At 68.4% G+C, this 14,097-nt stretch carries 10 protein-coding genes and 2 tRNA genes; 5 read left to right on the top strand and 7 right to left on the bottom strand.

Features of this window, described 5'->3' with window-relative positions; translation table 11 throughout:
• Positions 1–513: 513 nt before the first annotated feature.
• From ACZ6RT_RS18305 to ACZ6RT_RS18280, 6 genes are all read right to left on the bottom strand, one after another.
• Positions 514–3,099, bottom strand: coding sequence for a valine--tRNA ligase (locus tag ACZ6RT_RS18305; protein ID WP_399197128.1), 2,586 nt, complete (start codon positions 3,097–3,099; stop codon positions 514–516).
• Positions 3,100–3,349: 250 nt separating this feature from the next.
• Entirely contained in the window at positions 3,350–4,630 is a 1,281-nt protein-coding gene (gene clpX / locus ACZ6RT_RS18300) for an ATP-dependent Clp protease ATP-binding subunit ClpX (RefSeq protein ID WP_344895765.1), read from the bottom strand.
• 192 nt (positions 4,631–4,822) lie between these two features.
• Positions 4,823–5,467, bottom strand: coding sequence for an ATP-dependent Clp protease proteolytic subunit (locus tag ACZ6RT_RS18295; RefSeq protein WP_344895762.1), 645 nt, complete (start codon positions 5,465–5,467; stop codon positions 4,823–4,825).
• A gap of 11 nt (positions 5,468–5,478) precedes the next feature.
• Positions 5,479–6,123 carry a ClpP family protease gene (locus tag ACZ6RT_RS18290; protein ID WP_386206743.1) on the bottom strand — a complete coding sequence of 215 codons (645 nt, stop codon included), beginning with the start codon at positions 6,121–6,123 and terminating at the stop codon, positions 5,479–5,481.
• A 720-nt stretch (positions 6,124–6,843) separates the two neighbouring features.
• On the bottom strand, positions 6,844–8,238 hold the full coding sequence (tig, locus tag ACZ6RT_RS18285) for a trigger factor (protein WP_470154828.1): 1,395 nt from the start codon (positions 8,236–8,238) through the stop codon (positions 6,844–6,846).
• A 210-nt stretch (positions 8,239–8,448) separates the two neighbouring features.
• Positions 8,449–9,315, bottom strand: coding sequence for a helix-turn-helix domain-containing protein (locus tag ACZ6RT_RS18280; RefSeq protein WP_470154826.1), 867 nt, complete (start codon positions 9,313–9,315; stop codon positions 8,449–8,451).
• Between the two features lie 243 nt (positions 9,316–9,558).
• Here ACZ6RT_RS18280 and ACZ6RT_RS18275 point away from each other — a divergent pair, with 243 nt between their 5' ends.
• The gene (locus ACZ6RT_RS18275; protein WP_399197125.1) at positions 9,559–10,068 is read left to right on the top strand and encodes an ATP-binding protein; all 510 of its coding nucleotides are present in this window, start codon (positions 9,559–9,561) and stop codon (positions 10,066–10,068) included.
• A 277-nt stretch (positions 10,069–10,345) separates the two neighbouring features.
• Here ACZ6RT_RS18275 and ACZ6RT_RS18270 read toward each other — a convergent pair.
• Positions 10,346–10,419: transfer RNA gene (locus ACZ6RT_RS18270), tRNA-Pro, on the bottom strand.
• 90 nt (positions 10,420–10,509) lie between these two features.
• On the opposite strand from ACZ6RT_RS18270, the gene ACZ6RT_RS18265 reads away from it, so the two are divergent.
• The 4 genes from ACZ6RT_RS18265 to ACZ6RT_RS18250 all read left to right on the top strand — a co-directional run bounded on the left by ACZ6RT_RS18265 (position 10,510) and on the right by ACZ6RT_RS18250 (position 14,071).
• A tRNA-Gly gene (locus ACZ6RT_RS18265) sits at positions 10,510–10,580 on the top strand.
• 493 nt (positions 10,581–11,073) lie between these two features.
• Positions 11,074–11,475: an STAS domain-containing protein gene (locus tag ACZ6RT_RS18260; protein WP_399197124.1), complete on the top strand. Its 402-nt coding sequence runs from the start codon at positions 11,074–11,076 to the stop codon at positions 11,473–11,475.
• A gap of 135 nt (positions 11,476–11,610) precedes the next feature.
• Positions 11,611–11,949 carry an STAS domain-containing protein gene (locus ACZ6RT_RS18255; RefSeq protein ID WP_399197123.1) on the top strand — a complete coding sequence of 113 codons (339 nt, stop codon included), beginning with the start codon at positions 11,611–11,613 and terminating at the stop codon, positions 11,947–11,949.
• 535 nt (positions 11,950–12,484) lie between these two features.
• A complete protein-coding gene (locus ACZ6RT_RS18250; protein ID WP_470154824.1) occupies positions 12,485–14,071 on the top strand; it encodes a phytoene desaturase family protein in 1,587 nt (528 codons plus the stop codon).
• Positions 14,072–14,097: the final 26 nt, after the last annotated feature.

The raw sequence follows: 14,097 nt of genomic DNA, 5'->3' as shown, positions 1-14,097 counted from the left end.
TGGTTAGGACAGGGTTGTGCTTCATGCACTGGCTTTTAACACACTGTTGAGTTCTCAAGAAACGGACGCGTACACCCGGTCAACCGGACCCGTTCGGGCCGACCACCAGAGGCGTTCCATTTCGTACTACCATTCTAGTGAATCCGCGTGATTCGTGTCAAACTGTCGGTTTTCCCGACCCTCGACCCGAACCCGCCAAGACCACCAGGATGTCGACCGCCCTGCTTCCAGGGCAACCCCTCTAACTTACTCCAACATCCGGCCGATGTCCAGCAAAACTGGCATGTCCGATTTGTCGGATCTTTTAGGGGGCTGCAGGGGCTCGCCCTGCATGAAGAACACTACCAGCCGTCCAGGGCTCCCCGGGCCATCTTCCCGGTAACGAGTAGGTCTTCCCTGGGCTCCCACATCTCAAACACGAGAACCCGGAGTCAAGAGACTCCGGGTTCCCCGCGCATCCATCACCGTCCGACGGCTCGTACCGACCGACGCCGAAAGACGCGTCCGACGGGCTCAGCCCGCCGGCAGCGCGGCCAGCTGGGCGAGCAGCCGGGTGATGTCCTGATCGGCCTGGGCGGCACGGGAGCGGACCTTGGCCACCACGTCGTCGGGCGCCTTGGCCATGAACTGCTCGTTGCCGAGCTTGGCCGCGACCTGGGCGGCCTCCTTGCGCGCCACCGCGAGGTCCTTCTCCAGGCGCTTGCGCTCGGCGGCCACATCGATCGTGCCCGCCGTGTCGATCTCCACCGCGATCCCGGCCACGTCGAGACGGGCGGTGGCGGCGAACGACTCCGACGGCTGGTCGAGCCTGAGCAGCGACCGGATCGCCCCCTCGTGCGGGGCCAGGGCGGTCCCGGCGAGCGAGAGCCGCGCCGCGACCCGCTGTCCCGGCTTGAGGCCCTGGTCGGATCGGAACCGGCGCACCTCGGTGATCATTCCCTGCACGGCGAGGATCTCCTGCACGGCCGAGGGGTCACGGAGCGACTCCTGCACGGTCGGCCACTGTGCGACCACGATCGAATCGCCCCCGGTGAGCGCGCGCCACAGCTCCTCCGTCACGAACGGCACCAGCGGGTGGAGCAGCCGGAGCAGCGCGTCGAAGACGTGCCCCAGCACGATGCGGGTGTGCTCCTGGCCGGAGGCGATCTGGATCTTGGCGAGCTCCACGTACCAGTCGCAGACCTCGTCCCAGGCGAAGTGGTAGAGAAGATCGGAGACCTTGGCGAACTCGAAGTCCTCGAAGGCCGCGTCCACCGAGGTGATGACCTCCTGGAGCCGGGAGAGGATCCACCGGTCGGCCGCGGTGAGCTCCTCGGTCGGGAGCTCTCCGGTCACCGCCCCGTTCATCAGCGCGAAGCGGGTGGCGTTCCAGATCTTGTTGCAGAAGTTCCGCGAGCCTCCGGCCCACTCCTCGCTGATCGCCACGTCGGAGCCGGGGTTGGCGCCGCGCAGCAGCGTGAAGCGGGTGGCGTCGGCGCCGAAGCGCTCGATCCAGTCGAGCGGGTCGACGACGTTGCCGAACGACTTCGACATCTTCTTGCCGAACTGGTCGCGGACCATGCCGTGCAGCGCCACGGTCCGGAACGGCGGCTCGCCGTCCATCGCGTAGATGCCGAACATCATCATCCGGGCCACCCAGAAGAAGAGGATGTCGTAGCCGGTCACCAGGACGGTGGTCGGGTAGAACTTCGCCAGCTCGGGCGTCTTGTCGGGCCATCCCAGGGTGGAGAACGGCCACAGTCCCGAGGAGAACCAGGTGTCCAGGACGTCGGGGTCCTGCACGTAGCCCTCGGGCGCCTGCTCGTCCGGGCCGACGCAGACGACCTCTCCCCCGGGGCCGTACCAGACCGGGATGCGGTGGCCCCACCACAGCTGCCGGGAGATGCACCAGTCGTGCATGTCGTCCACCCAGTCGAAGTAGCGCTTGGCCAGCTCCGGCGGATGGATCCTCGTCCGGCCGTCCCGAACCGCGTCGCCCGCCGCCTTCGCCAGGGGCGAGACGTTGACGAACCACTGGAGGGAGAGCCTGGGCTCGACCACGGTCTTGCACCGCGAGCAGTGCCCGACCGAGTGCAGGTAGGGGCGCTTCTCCGCGACGATCCGGCCCTGCTCGCGCAGCGCGGCCACCACGGCCGGCCTGGCCTCGAAGCGGTCGAGTCCCTCGAACGGGCCGTGAACGGTGATCACTCCCCGCTCGTCCATGATCGTCAGGGAGGGCAGCGAGTGGCGCCGGCCGATCTCGAAGTCGTTCGGGTCGTGCGCCGGGGTGACCTTGACCGCACCGGTGCCGAAGGCGGGGTCGACGTGCTCGTCCGCCACGATCGGGATCCGGCGTCCGGTGAGCGGCAGCTCCACCTCCCGGCCGATCAGGTGGGCGTAGCGCTCGTCGGAGGGGTGCACGGCCACGGCGGTGTCGCCGAGCATCGTCTCGGCCCGGGTGGTGGCGACCACGATGGAGTCGTCGCCCTCGCCGTAGCGGATGGAGACCAGCTCGCCCTCGTCCTCGCTGTGCTCGACCTCGATGTCGGAGAGCGCGGTCAGGCAGCGCGGGCACCAGTTGATGATCCGCTCGGCCCGGTAGATGAGCCCGTCGTCGAAGAGCCTCTTGAAGATCGTCTGAACGGCGCGGGAGAGGCCGGGGTCCATGGTGAAGCGCTCGCGCGACCAGTCCACGCCGTCGCCCAGCTTCTTCATCTGGTCGAGGATCCGGCCGCCGGACTCCTCCTTCCACTGCCAGACGCGCTCGACGAACGCCTCGCGGCCGAGGTCGTGCCGGGAGAGGCCGTCCTTGGCGAGCTCACGCTCGACCACGTTCTGGGTGGCGATACCGGCGTGGTCCATGCCGGGCAGCCAGAGCGTCTCCTGCCCGCGCATGCGGGCACGGCGGGTCAGCGCGTCCTGGACGGAGTGGTCGAGGGCGTGGCCGATGTGCAGGACGCCGGTTACGTTCGGCGGGGGCAGGACGATGGTGTACGGCTCGCGCTCGCTGCTCGGGTCGGCGGTGAAGTATCCCTCCGATACCCAGCGCTCGTAGCTCCGGGTCTCCACGTCGGCGGGTGCGTACTGGGTGGGCAGCTCTGGCGTCGTCACGATGCCCAAGTCTAGGGATGTCCGCGGGTCCCGTGTCCCGCGGATCGTGCTTCTCGCCCTTCCCCGGCTCGGCGGGCCGGCCCCCCGGTCCCCCGGTCTGTTCCTCCGCGGATCGAGAGGACCGGCGGAGCGGGACGAGGCCGGCGGTGGTCGCCGGGGACGACCTGGCGGCCCCGGTCCTTCACGGAAAAGACCGGCGCCCCCACGGAGAACCCGTGGGGGCGCCGGTCGTGCGAGCCTCGCGGGCTCGCGGGAACGCCTAGGCCGACTTCTCGCGCGGCGGACGCTGCTGCTTGCTGAGCTGGTCACGCGGTACGAGCGTGGGATTGACGTGCTCCAGGACCGACTCGCGAGTGATCACCACGCGGGCCACGTCCTGACGGGAGGGCACCTCGTACATGACCGAGAGCAGGACCTCCTCCAGGATCGCCCGCAGGCCGCGGGCTCCGGTGCCCCGCAGGATGGCCTGGTCGGCGATGGCCTCCAGCGCGTCGTCGGTGAACTCGAGTTCGACGTTGTCGAGCTCGAAGAGGCGACGGTACTGCTTGACCAGGGCGTTGCGGGGCTCGGTGAGGATCTGGATGAGCGCCTCGCGGTCGAGGTTGTGAACACTCGTGATCACCGGGAGGCGGCCGACGAACTCGGGGATCATGCCGAACTTCAGCAGGTCCTCCGGCATCACGTCCTTGAAGATGTCGGAGCTGTCGACATCCTCCTTGGAGCGGATGATCGCGTTGAAGCCGATGCCCTTGCGGCCGACCCTGGACTCGATGATCTTCTCCAGGCCCGCGAAGGCGCCACCGCAGATGAACAGCACGTTGGTGGTGTCGATCTGGATGAACTCCTGGTGCGGGTGCTTGCGCCCGCCCTGCGGAGGAACGCTCGCGGTCGTGCCCTCCAGGATCTTGAGCAGGGCCTGCTGCACGCCCTCCCCGGAGACGTCCCGGGTGATCGACGGGTTCTCGCTCTTACGAGCGATCTTGTCGACCTCGTCGATGTAGATGATGCCGGTCTCGGCCTTCTTGACGTCGTAGTCGGCGGCCTGGATCAGCTTGAGCAGTATGTTCTCGACGTCCTCGCCCACGTAGCCCGCCTCCGTCAGGGCGGTGGCGTCGGCGATGGCGAACGGAACGTTCAGCATCTTCGCCAACGTCTGGGCGAGCAGTGTCTTGCCGGAACCGGTCGGGCCCAGGAGCAGGATGTTGGACTTGGCCAGTTCGAGGCCGTCGTCACGCCCGCGCTCTCCGGACTGCACCCGCTTGTAGTGGTTGTAGACCGCCACGGAGAGAGCCTTCTTCGCCTGGTCCTGACCGATGACGTAGGCGTCGAGGAATTCGTAGATCTCCCTCGGCTTGGGAAGGCTGTCCCACTTGAGTTCGGAGGACTCGCTGAGCTCCTCCTCGATGATCTCGTTACAGAGGTCGATGCACTCGTCGCAGATGTATACGCCGGGTCCGGCGATGAGCTTCTTGACCTGCTTCTGGCTCTTCCCGCAGAAAGAGCACTTCAGCAGGTCTCCCCCGTCGCCGATGCGTGCCACCCCAGATACTCCTTTGCGTGGGACCGCCCTGGCTGCCGCGGTCCGTTTCTTCCGATCGGCCCGATACCCGATGGAAAAGTCATCCCGCTTAGGTTTCGACGTTACCGTCTTCTGAGCCCTCAGTGAGCCCCCTAGCGGCGAGTCGCACCGGAACGTGCCGGATTCGGCACGGTTCCGGTGCACTGTGCCTCGTCAGGAGGCTACGGCCTTGGCAAGTTTCTTGCGGGACGGGATGATGTCGTCGATCAACCCGTACTCCTTGGCCTCCACGGCGTCAAGGATCTTGTCCCGCTCGATGTCCTTGCGGACCGCCTCCGGTGCCCTGCCCGAGTGCTGAGCAATGATCATTTCCATCTGCGCGCGCATCCTCAGGATCTCACGCGCCTGGATCTCGATGTCGCTTCCCTGACCGCCGCCCTCGGTGGAGGGCTGGTGGATCAGCATCCGGGCGTTCGGCAGGGCGAACCGCTTGCCCGGCGTGCCGCCGGCCAGCAGGACCGCCGCGGCCGAGGCCGCCTGGCCCAGGCAGACCGTCTGGATCTCCGGCCGGACGAACTGCATCGTGTCGTAGATCGCCGTCATGGCGGTGAACGAACCGCCCGGCGAGTTGATGTAGATGCTGATGTCACGGTCGGGGTCGAGCGACTCCAGCGTCAGCAGCTGGGCCATGACGTCGTTGGCCGAGGCGTCGTCCACCTGCACCCCGAGGAAGATGATGCGATCCTCGAACAGCTTGGCGTACGGGTTCATCTCCCGCATGCCGTAGGACGTGCGCTCGGTGAACGACGGAAGAACGTAGCGGCCGTTGATGTCTCCCGGCCGGATCAACTCACTCACCTTGTGCCCCTTCAGGAGACGGCGCCCGTGGAGGGCACCTGCCGAGCGCTGCGCACGACCTGGTCGATGAAGCCGTAGTCCTTGGCTTCCTCGGCCGTGAACCAGCGGTCGCGGTCGGAGTCGGCCTCGATCTGCTCCAGGTTCTGGCCGGTGTGGAAGGCGATCCGCTCGGCGAGGGTCTTCTTCACGTAGAGCATCTGCTCGGCCTGGATGGCGATGTCGGCGGCGGTACCGCCGATGCCACCGGACGGCTGGTGCATCATGATCCGCGCGTGCGGCAGGGCGTAGCGCTTGCCCCGCTCACCGGCGCAGAGGAGGAACTGGCCCATCGAAGCGGCCAGGCCCATCGCGACCGTGCACACGTCGTTGGGTACGTACTCCATCATGTCGTAGATCGCCATACCGGCGGTCACGGAACCGCCCGGCGAGTTGATGTAGAGCCAGATGTCGCGTTCTGAATCGTCCGCGGCGAGCAGGAGCAGCTCGGCGCAGATCCGGTTGGCGATCTCGTCGTTGACCTGGGTGCCCAGCACGATGATGCGCTCACGCAGCAGCCGCTGGTAGAGCTGGTCTTCGAGCCTGAACGAGCCGGTCGGCTGGCTCATCGACTCGGGCCCGGAGCCGGTCGGCTGGTAGAAGGTCGGCGGGCTGGTCACAGCGTCACCTTCCGATGCGTCGTAATCGATTGGCTTTGCCTGTGACCTTAACCCGCGCCGCCTACCGGACATGCCTCCTCAACGCGCTGTTCGCTGACGGCGCATGCTGGGCGCGCCCTCCCGCGCACGTCCGCGGGCCCGTGCCCGCCGCCCCGGAGAAGGTTTCCGGCCGTGGTCCGCCCGGCGTGTCGGATCTCCCGGGGACACGCGGAGATCCTCCGGATCCCACGCAGGCCGCACCGAGGGGAACCGGAGGGCGCCGGAGACGGCCGGAGCACGCGGGGCGCCGGGGGAACGGGGTGAGGACCCGTCGCGGGGAGCGGCAGGAGACGTTCGGCGCGATCCCCGGGCACGGACGCGGTCGAGGCCCCTCGGAAGGGCCCACGCGTCCGTCCGGCCCATGACGGACGGCATGGCCCTGGCAGGAGCGGCAAAGCCCTTGCGGGAGCAGAAGGGCCCGGTGGGAGCGGCAGAACCCCCGTGGGGGCGGAAGAGCCCGACAGGGGCGAGCAGGGCCCCGGTGGGATCCGGCAGAGCCCTGCAGGGGCGGAAAGGCGACAAGAGCAGCAGGGCCCCGGTGGGAGCGAAGGGCCGGCACCGGGCGCCGGAGGGCTCCACGGACCCGTGGCGCGAGCGGTGAGGGGCGCCCCGGCATGACCGTGGCGCCCGCCGCAGAACACTGCGGGGGCGCCACGGGCAATGTGCGTACCGGTCCCGGGGCTACTTCGCCTCGGCCTTGTCCTCGCTCTTGTCCTCGGCCTCGGCCTCGTCGGCCTGGCCGGGCTCCTCACCGTTGATCTCGGTGTAGATGGCCTTGAGGTCGACCTCGTTGCCGGCCTCGTCGGTCACCTTGGCGGCGTCGCCGATGACGCTCTTGGCCTTGTCCCGGACGATCTCGACCATGGCCAGCGTGAGCTGGTCGTTGTCGGCCAGGTGCTGGGCCAGCGTGTTGGGAGCGACGTTCATCTGCATGGCGCGGCGCACCACGAAGTTGGTGAGCTCCTGCTCGCTGACGCCGAGCTCCTCGCTCTTGACGATCTTGTCGAGGACGAAGCCCGTCTTGAGGGCCTTGGCCGCGCTCTCGTCGAACTCGGCGAAGCGCTCCTCCTCGGTGGTCTGGTAGAGGCGGAAGTACGCCTCCTTGCTCAGGCCACTGTCGGCGATCTGGTGCTCGAGGTTGTGCCTGCGGTTGTCGACCTCGGCCTTGAGGGCGCTCTCGGGCAGCGGGATGTCGATCTTGTCGAGCAGCGTGTCGAGCGCGTTCTCCCGGGCCTGGACGACCTGGTCGATCAGCTTGTTGCGGCGCGCCTGCTCGCGGATGCTGTCCTTGAGCTCGTCCAGGGTGTCGAACTCGCTGGCGAGCTGGGCGAACTCGTCGTCCAGCTCGGGGAGGACCTTCTCCTTGACGTTCTTGACCGTGATGGTGACCACGGCCTCCTCGCCGGCGTTCTCGCCGCCGACCAGGTTGGTGGTGAACTCCTTGGTGTCACCGGCCGACAGGCCGACCAGGGCGTCGTCCAGGCCCTGCAGCACCGAGCCGGCGCCGACCTCGTAGGAGACGTCGTTGGCCTGCTGCTCCTCGATGTTGACACCGTCGATCGCGGCGGCCAGGTCCATCACCACGAAGTCGCCCGCGGCCGCGGGACGCTCGACACCGGTCAGGGTGGCGAAGCGCTGGCGCAGGCCGTCCAGCTGGGCGTCGATGTCGGCGTCGGAGACCTCGGCGACCGGGACGGTCACCTCGAGGCCCTGGTAGTCGGGGACCTCGAAGTCGGGACGGATGTCCACCTCGGCGGTGAACTCGACCTGCTGGCCGTCCTCGATCTTGGTGACCTCGATCTCCGGCTGGCTGACCGGGAAGATGTCGCTCTCGTCGACGGCCCGGCCGTACAGCTTGGGCACCGCGTCGTTGAGCGTCTCCTCCAGCACCACGGCGCGGCCGAACCGCTGCTCGATGATGCGGGCCGGAACCTTGCCGGGGCGGAACCCGGGGACGCGCACCTGCTGCGCGACCTTCTTGTACGCCGCCTGCAGGCTCTCGCCGAGCTCCTCGAACGGCACCTCGACGGTAAGCCTCACCCGGGTCGGGCTGAGCTCCTCCACAGCGGTCTTCACGGGGTCGTCTCCTTGATCAAGCTTCGAGTGATCGCGGGCGCGTCAAGTCGTAACGGCTACCGCGGCAAGCTCGCGCGCCGCGCCCACATGAGCGGCACCTGGCACAGGCCGAGGAGACATGCGAGATGAGGGCATGCTCCACTGCGGCGGGTGTTCAGCGCCGCTGGCCAGTCTAGGGCAGAGCGGCACCGGGGAGCGACCGATGGCCGCTCAGTCCTCCTTGATGATCCGCCGCAGGATGTCGTTGGTCTCGCCGGGGGTGGTGCTGACCGCGCACAGGCGTTCCATGACCTCGCTGTAGCGGTCGACGTCCTCGCGTTTGTCCAGGTAGAGGGCACTGGCCAGCTGCTCGACGTAGACGACGTCCGGCAGTTCGCTGTCGTTGAAGCGCAGGATGCTGAAGGCGCCGCCCTCGGCGCTGTGGCCGCCGAAGCTGAAGGGCATCACCTGGATCGTGATGTTGGGCTTGCGCATCAGTTCGAGCAGGTGCTCCAGCTGGGCCCGCATGACGTCCGCGCCGCCGATGGGGCGCCGCAGGGCGGCCTCGTCGATGACGGCCCAGAAGAACGGCCCGCCGGGCCGTTCGAGCACCTGCTGGCGCTCCAGTCTCAGGTCCACGCGGCGGGCGATCTCCTCGGGCGAGACGCCGGCGCTGCCCGCGGTGATCACCGCGCGGGCGTACTCCTTGGTCTGCAGCAGACCCGGGACGAACTGCACCTCGTAGGTGCGGATCCTGGAGGCGGCCTCCTCCAGGCCCACGTAGGTCTGGAACCAGGAGGGGAGCAGGTCGTTGAACCGGTGCCACCAGCCGGGCTCGTTGGCCCTCAGCAGCAGGTCCATCACCGCGGATCGGGCGTGTTCGTCCTCGACCCCGTAAAAGGTGAGCAGATCGGCCACGTCCCGTTCCCTGAGGCCGACCCGGCCCAGCTCCATCCTGCTGATCTTGGATTCGGAACCGCGGATCAGATGGCCCGCCTCCTCGCGCGAGAGCCCCTTGGCCTCACGCAGGCGACGCAGCTGGGAGCCCAAGAGGATACGCAGAGCTGTGGGACCTGATCCCGGTTGAACCTGCGTCACTTCGCCTCCCTCTGTACTTGGGCCAGCGCACACAGTGTCACTACTTCCGGCCGCGATGACAAGGTCTCAACACCCTGCCTAATTCGCCAAGTCGGCGACCAAACCGCTCATGCGGCTGCACATTGCAACTGCACGTGCATTTGGGTCTTGCAGCGGACCTGCCGGTGACCCATGATGGCCTAGTGCATATTGGGCTTATGGTGCACAACCCCTGAAAACTCTCAAGTGGTACGGAGACTCACGATGACAGCGGGAGGTACCGGCAGGATGGTGGAGGAGCCAAAATCGGCTGCCGACTACCTGCAGGCGACCCGCGAGGTCGGCTTCGACGAGCTGCTCGTGGCCAATCACTCCGGCGCCACCGCGTGCCCGCTGCCACGGCAGGCCGACTCGGTGAAGACGGCACGGGACGTGACCCGCTCCACCCTGCACGACTGGGGGCTGGAGGAACTCAGTGATGACGCAGCGCTAGTGGTTTCGGAACTCGTCACCAACGCGGTCCGTTACGCGCTGTGCCCGAACGGTCAGTCCGAGGCCACACCGATCACCCTGGTGCTGCTCCGCCTCTCGCCCCACGTGCTGCTGGCGGTGACCGACCCGAGCGACGAGGTCCCCACCCCCAAGGAGCCCGACTTCATCTCGGAGAACGGCCGGGGACTCTACATCGTGGAGACCTACAGCCAGAGCTGGGGCTGGGACCACCTCAACCGCGGCGGCAAGGCCGTCTGGGCCTTCTTCAGCGCCCGTCCCTGACCCGTTCGCCACAGCCCCGGCCGCGCCCGCGTGCGACGCGGATCCCGTACGAGACCCGCACGGCACGTCCCGGGCGGACACCCGCACTCCCCCGAGAACGGCCTTCCGGCCCGCACCCGCGCACGTGCCCGGACGCCCTCGCCCGACCCCGGACTCCCCGGCCTGGACCCGGACGCCTCGCGCGGCCTCGGACGACCCCGGACGCTCCTCATGGGCGATCCGGACGTGTCCGGAAAGACGAGAGCCGGGCACCGGTGAGACCGGTGCCCGGCATACGTCGGGGTGACAGGATTTGAACCTGCGGCCCCCTGCTCCCAAAGCAGGTGCGCTACCAAACTGCGCCACACCCCGAGTAGGTCGAGTGCGCGCACGCTCCGGATCTCCGGTACGATTACGCCCTGACGAACGGATGAAGTCTAGACCAGACCGACGCCGGCTCGCGCGGACGTAGCTCAATGGTAGAGCCCCAGTCTTCCAAACTGGCTACGCGGGTTCGATTCCCGTCGTCCGCTCCGAATGGCAAGGGGCCAGGTCAGTCGCCATATGACTGATCTGGCCTTTTGGATTTCACGCGTCCACATCGGTCTTCCGCGTCATCCGGGTGCCATCGATTTTCTTTTTCTCTTCGTGTTCCGGCCAACACTTCACCCGGTGTCACCGCGTATTTCATCCCACTCCAGGGTGTTCACGACTCGACGGACCCGAACCCGGATGCGCCGGCGCACCGGACCGTGCCCGGTGACCCGCGACCCGCGCTCCGGGCGGCGAATGAGGCGTCTGGACGACGGATACGGGAGGCCCTGAGTGCCCCTTCCGGGCTCCCACACCCCACCTGACGCTCGGCCACGGGTGGGGTAAGGTGGTTACCGGTCCAGAGACGCGGCCACCTTCTCGTCATGCCCATGAAGGTGAACGCCTAATGCCCTTGATCATCGATCCCCGTCTCGGCCTCCCCCGTCGCCACCGGATCACCGGCGGCTCGTACTGTGGCGAGAGGGGTTCTCGATGAAGCTGTCGGTGCGCTTGGTCACCACGCGCCAGGATGCCGCGGTGGTCGCCCTTCAGGGTGAACTCGACCTCAACAGCGCCGTCCTGCTGGACGCGGTCCTGCTCCCTCTGCCCGGCCAGGGCGTCCGCCATGTCATCGTGGCCGCCGATCGGCTGCGTTTCTGCGACGTGTGCGGTCTGCGGGTGCTGATGAGCGTGCACACGATCATGAGCGCCACGGGCGGCTCCCTGGTCGTCGCCGAGCCCGCGCCCGCGCTACGGCGGCTGATCACGCTGATGCGCGACCCGGAGTCGGACCGTCCCGCCCCCGCGATCAGGGTGTACGCCACCGTCGACCAGGCCGTACGCGACGTGACCGGCCTGCCGGACCTCTCCCTGGCCGCCAGCGGCCCTGCCTAGCCGTCCGGTCGCGGGCCACACCGCCAGGTGTGCCCCACGGCGGGCCCGGCCCACGTCCGGCCCGCCCTCGTCGCCCACCCGTGCAGTCCCCCCGGCGTTCACCGCCCGCGCCTCGAGGCCGATACAGGAGCCTGCATGACCCCACTGTCGATCACGGTCACCGATCACGACACCTGCTCGGTGATCACACTGGTCGGCGAGCTCGATCGTCTTTCGGCCGATCGGCTGCGCCGGACGGTCGAACGGCTGGTCGACCGGGGCCGTACCCGTCTCATCGCGGACGTCGCCGAGCTGACCTTCTGCGACTCGGTCGGCGTGTGGGCCCTGCTGGAATGTCACCATCACGCCGCCACGATGGACGGGTGGCTGCGGGTGGCCTTCGTCCACGGGACGCTCAAACGGATCCTGCAGATCATCGGGACGACCAGGGCCTATCCCTCCGCCACCGACCTGATAGTGATCATGGACCGCTAGCCGCCCGCGTCCCCGGCCCCTCGGCCGGCCCGTCCGGCCCTCGTCCACGATCACAGGGGTCCGGTACCACCGGCGCCCGATGACCGAGGCCGGCCGGGCGGATGAGCCCGGTGATCCGGGCGGTGGAGCCGGAGGCCTGCCCGTCGCTCACCCGGGGCTCCCACGCCCACGACTTCGGCGACGCCGCCGGGCTGACCCCGCCGATGAAGAGGGAAGGCCCTGCTGACCGCGCTCTGCGGGCACGGGCACTCCGGCCTGAGCGCCTACGACGGTTACCTGTCGGGGCAGATGGAGGACGTCCCGCTCCCGCAGGAGCGGATCGACACGGCTCTGACTGCCCGTCCTACGCCGTAGCGGAGCGGAACCGACCCTGTACTCACACCGTTCTTTTCCGTCATATCTCCATCAACCCCGACCCACCCCTAAAGTCCTATCCTGTGTGGAAATATCAACCGATCTCTGTTAAACACGAGGATCGCAGTAGATCATTCTTTACAATCCTCCATACCAGCAGTCAAAGCGCCCTGGAGGGAACGTGTCGGAGTTCGACGGCGTCATCGTAGGCGGGGGCCATAACGGCCTCACGTGTGCCGCCTACCTCGCGAAGGCGGGGTTGTCGGTCGCGGTCGTCGAGCGCAACGACGTCGCGGGCGGCGGTTGCAGCACCCAGGAGCTCACGCTCCCCGGCTTCCGGCACAACACCCACAGCAGCTACCACTTCCTGGAGGAGGGGCCCGTTCCCGCCGACCTGGAGCTCCGGCGCCACGGCCTGCGCTACGTCTACCCGGAGACCCAGCACGCCACGATCTTCCGGGACGGGCGGGCGATCACGGTCTACACCGATCCGAAGCGCACCGCCGAGTCCTTCGCCCGGTTCTCCAAGGCCGACGCCGACCGCTGGCTGGAGCTGTACGAGCGCTACGCCGAGGCGGCCAGGGGCCTGATGAACGGCTTCCTGTACTCGGCCCCGCTCCCGCCGCCGGTGCTCGCCGAACGGCTCGGCGGCGACCTCGGCCGCGACCTGCTGAGCTACATGCCGCTGTCGCTGTACGAGGCCGTCGACAGGAACTTCGAGAGCGACCAGGTCAGGGTGCTGTTCAAGTCCTTCCTGCACGCCATCTCCATCGAGAACGTGCCAGGCACCGGCGGCTTCTTCCCCCGGCTGCTGTCGCGCATCGCCCGGCTGGGCGTACCGGTGGGCGGTGCGGCGAACGTGGCGAGCGCGCTGCGGGCCGTCATCGAGGAGCACGGCGGCACCGTGCTGACCGGCTCGCACGTCGAGCGGATCCTCGTCGACGACGGGCGGGCCACCGGGGTGCGGCTGGCGGGCGGCGACGTCCTGAGCGCCCGCCGGTTCGTGGCCAGCGCGGTGGACGCCCCGCAGACCGTGCGGCTGGCCGGGCCGGAGAACTTCGGCGAGGAGATCGTCTCCAAGATCGAGGGGTACCGGTGGGCCGGACACAGCCTGGTCACCCTGCACCTGGCGCTGGAGGAGGCGCCGCGCTACCGGGCCGCCGAGTTCGAGCCCGACGTGGACCGGGCGTTCCTCGTCGTGCTGGGCGCCGACGACAGCGAGCAGCTGGGCCGCACGTTCGACCGGATCCACGAGGGCCGGCTCCCCGACCGGCTGGCCGGCAACGGCGCCTGCCCCTCGTTGTTCGACCCCTCGTACGCGCCGGACGGCAGGCACGTGGCGTTCTGGTGGCCATGGGCCCCCTACGACCTCGACGGCGACCCGGCGAACTGGGACGCGCGGCGGGAGGAGGTCGGGGAACGGCTGCTGGCCGAGTGGGCCGAGTACGCCCCCAACCTCGCCCGGGGCGCCGTGCTGGGCAGCCGGGTGTTCTCCCCCCTCGACATCGAGCGGCACTGCGTCAACATGGTGCGCGGCAGCCACCACGTGGGCGCCTACGAGCCCTCCCAGCTGGGCGGCAACCGCCCGGTCCCGGAGATGGGGCGCTACCGCACCCCCGTCGACGGCCTCTACCTGTGCGGCGCCAGCAGTCACCCGGGCGGTTCGGTCTCCGCGGCCCCCGGGTACAACGGCGCCAACGCCATCGCAGAAGACCTCGAACTGGCCACCTGGTGGACGCCGGTTCCCGCACCCCGGTGGAGCGAGTGAAGTCCCGTTTCGTCACCAAGGATCCC

This window comes from Streptosporangium sp. NPDC050148, from assembly GCF_055586505.1.
This window is presented reverse-complemented; position numbering and strand designations above follow the sequence as displayed.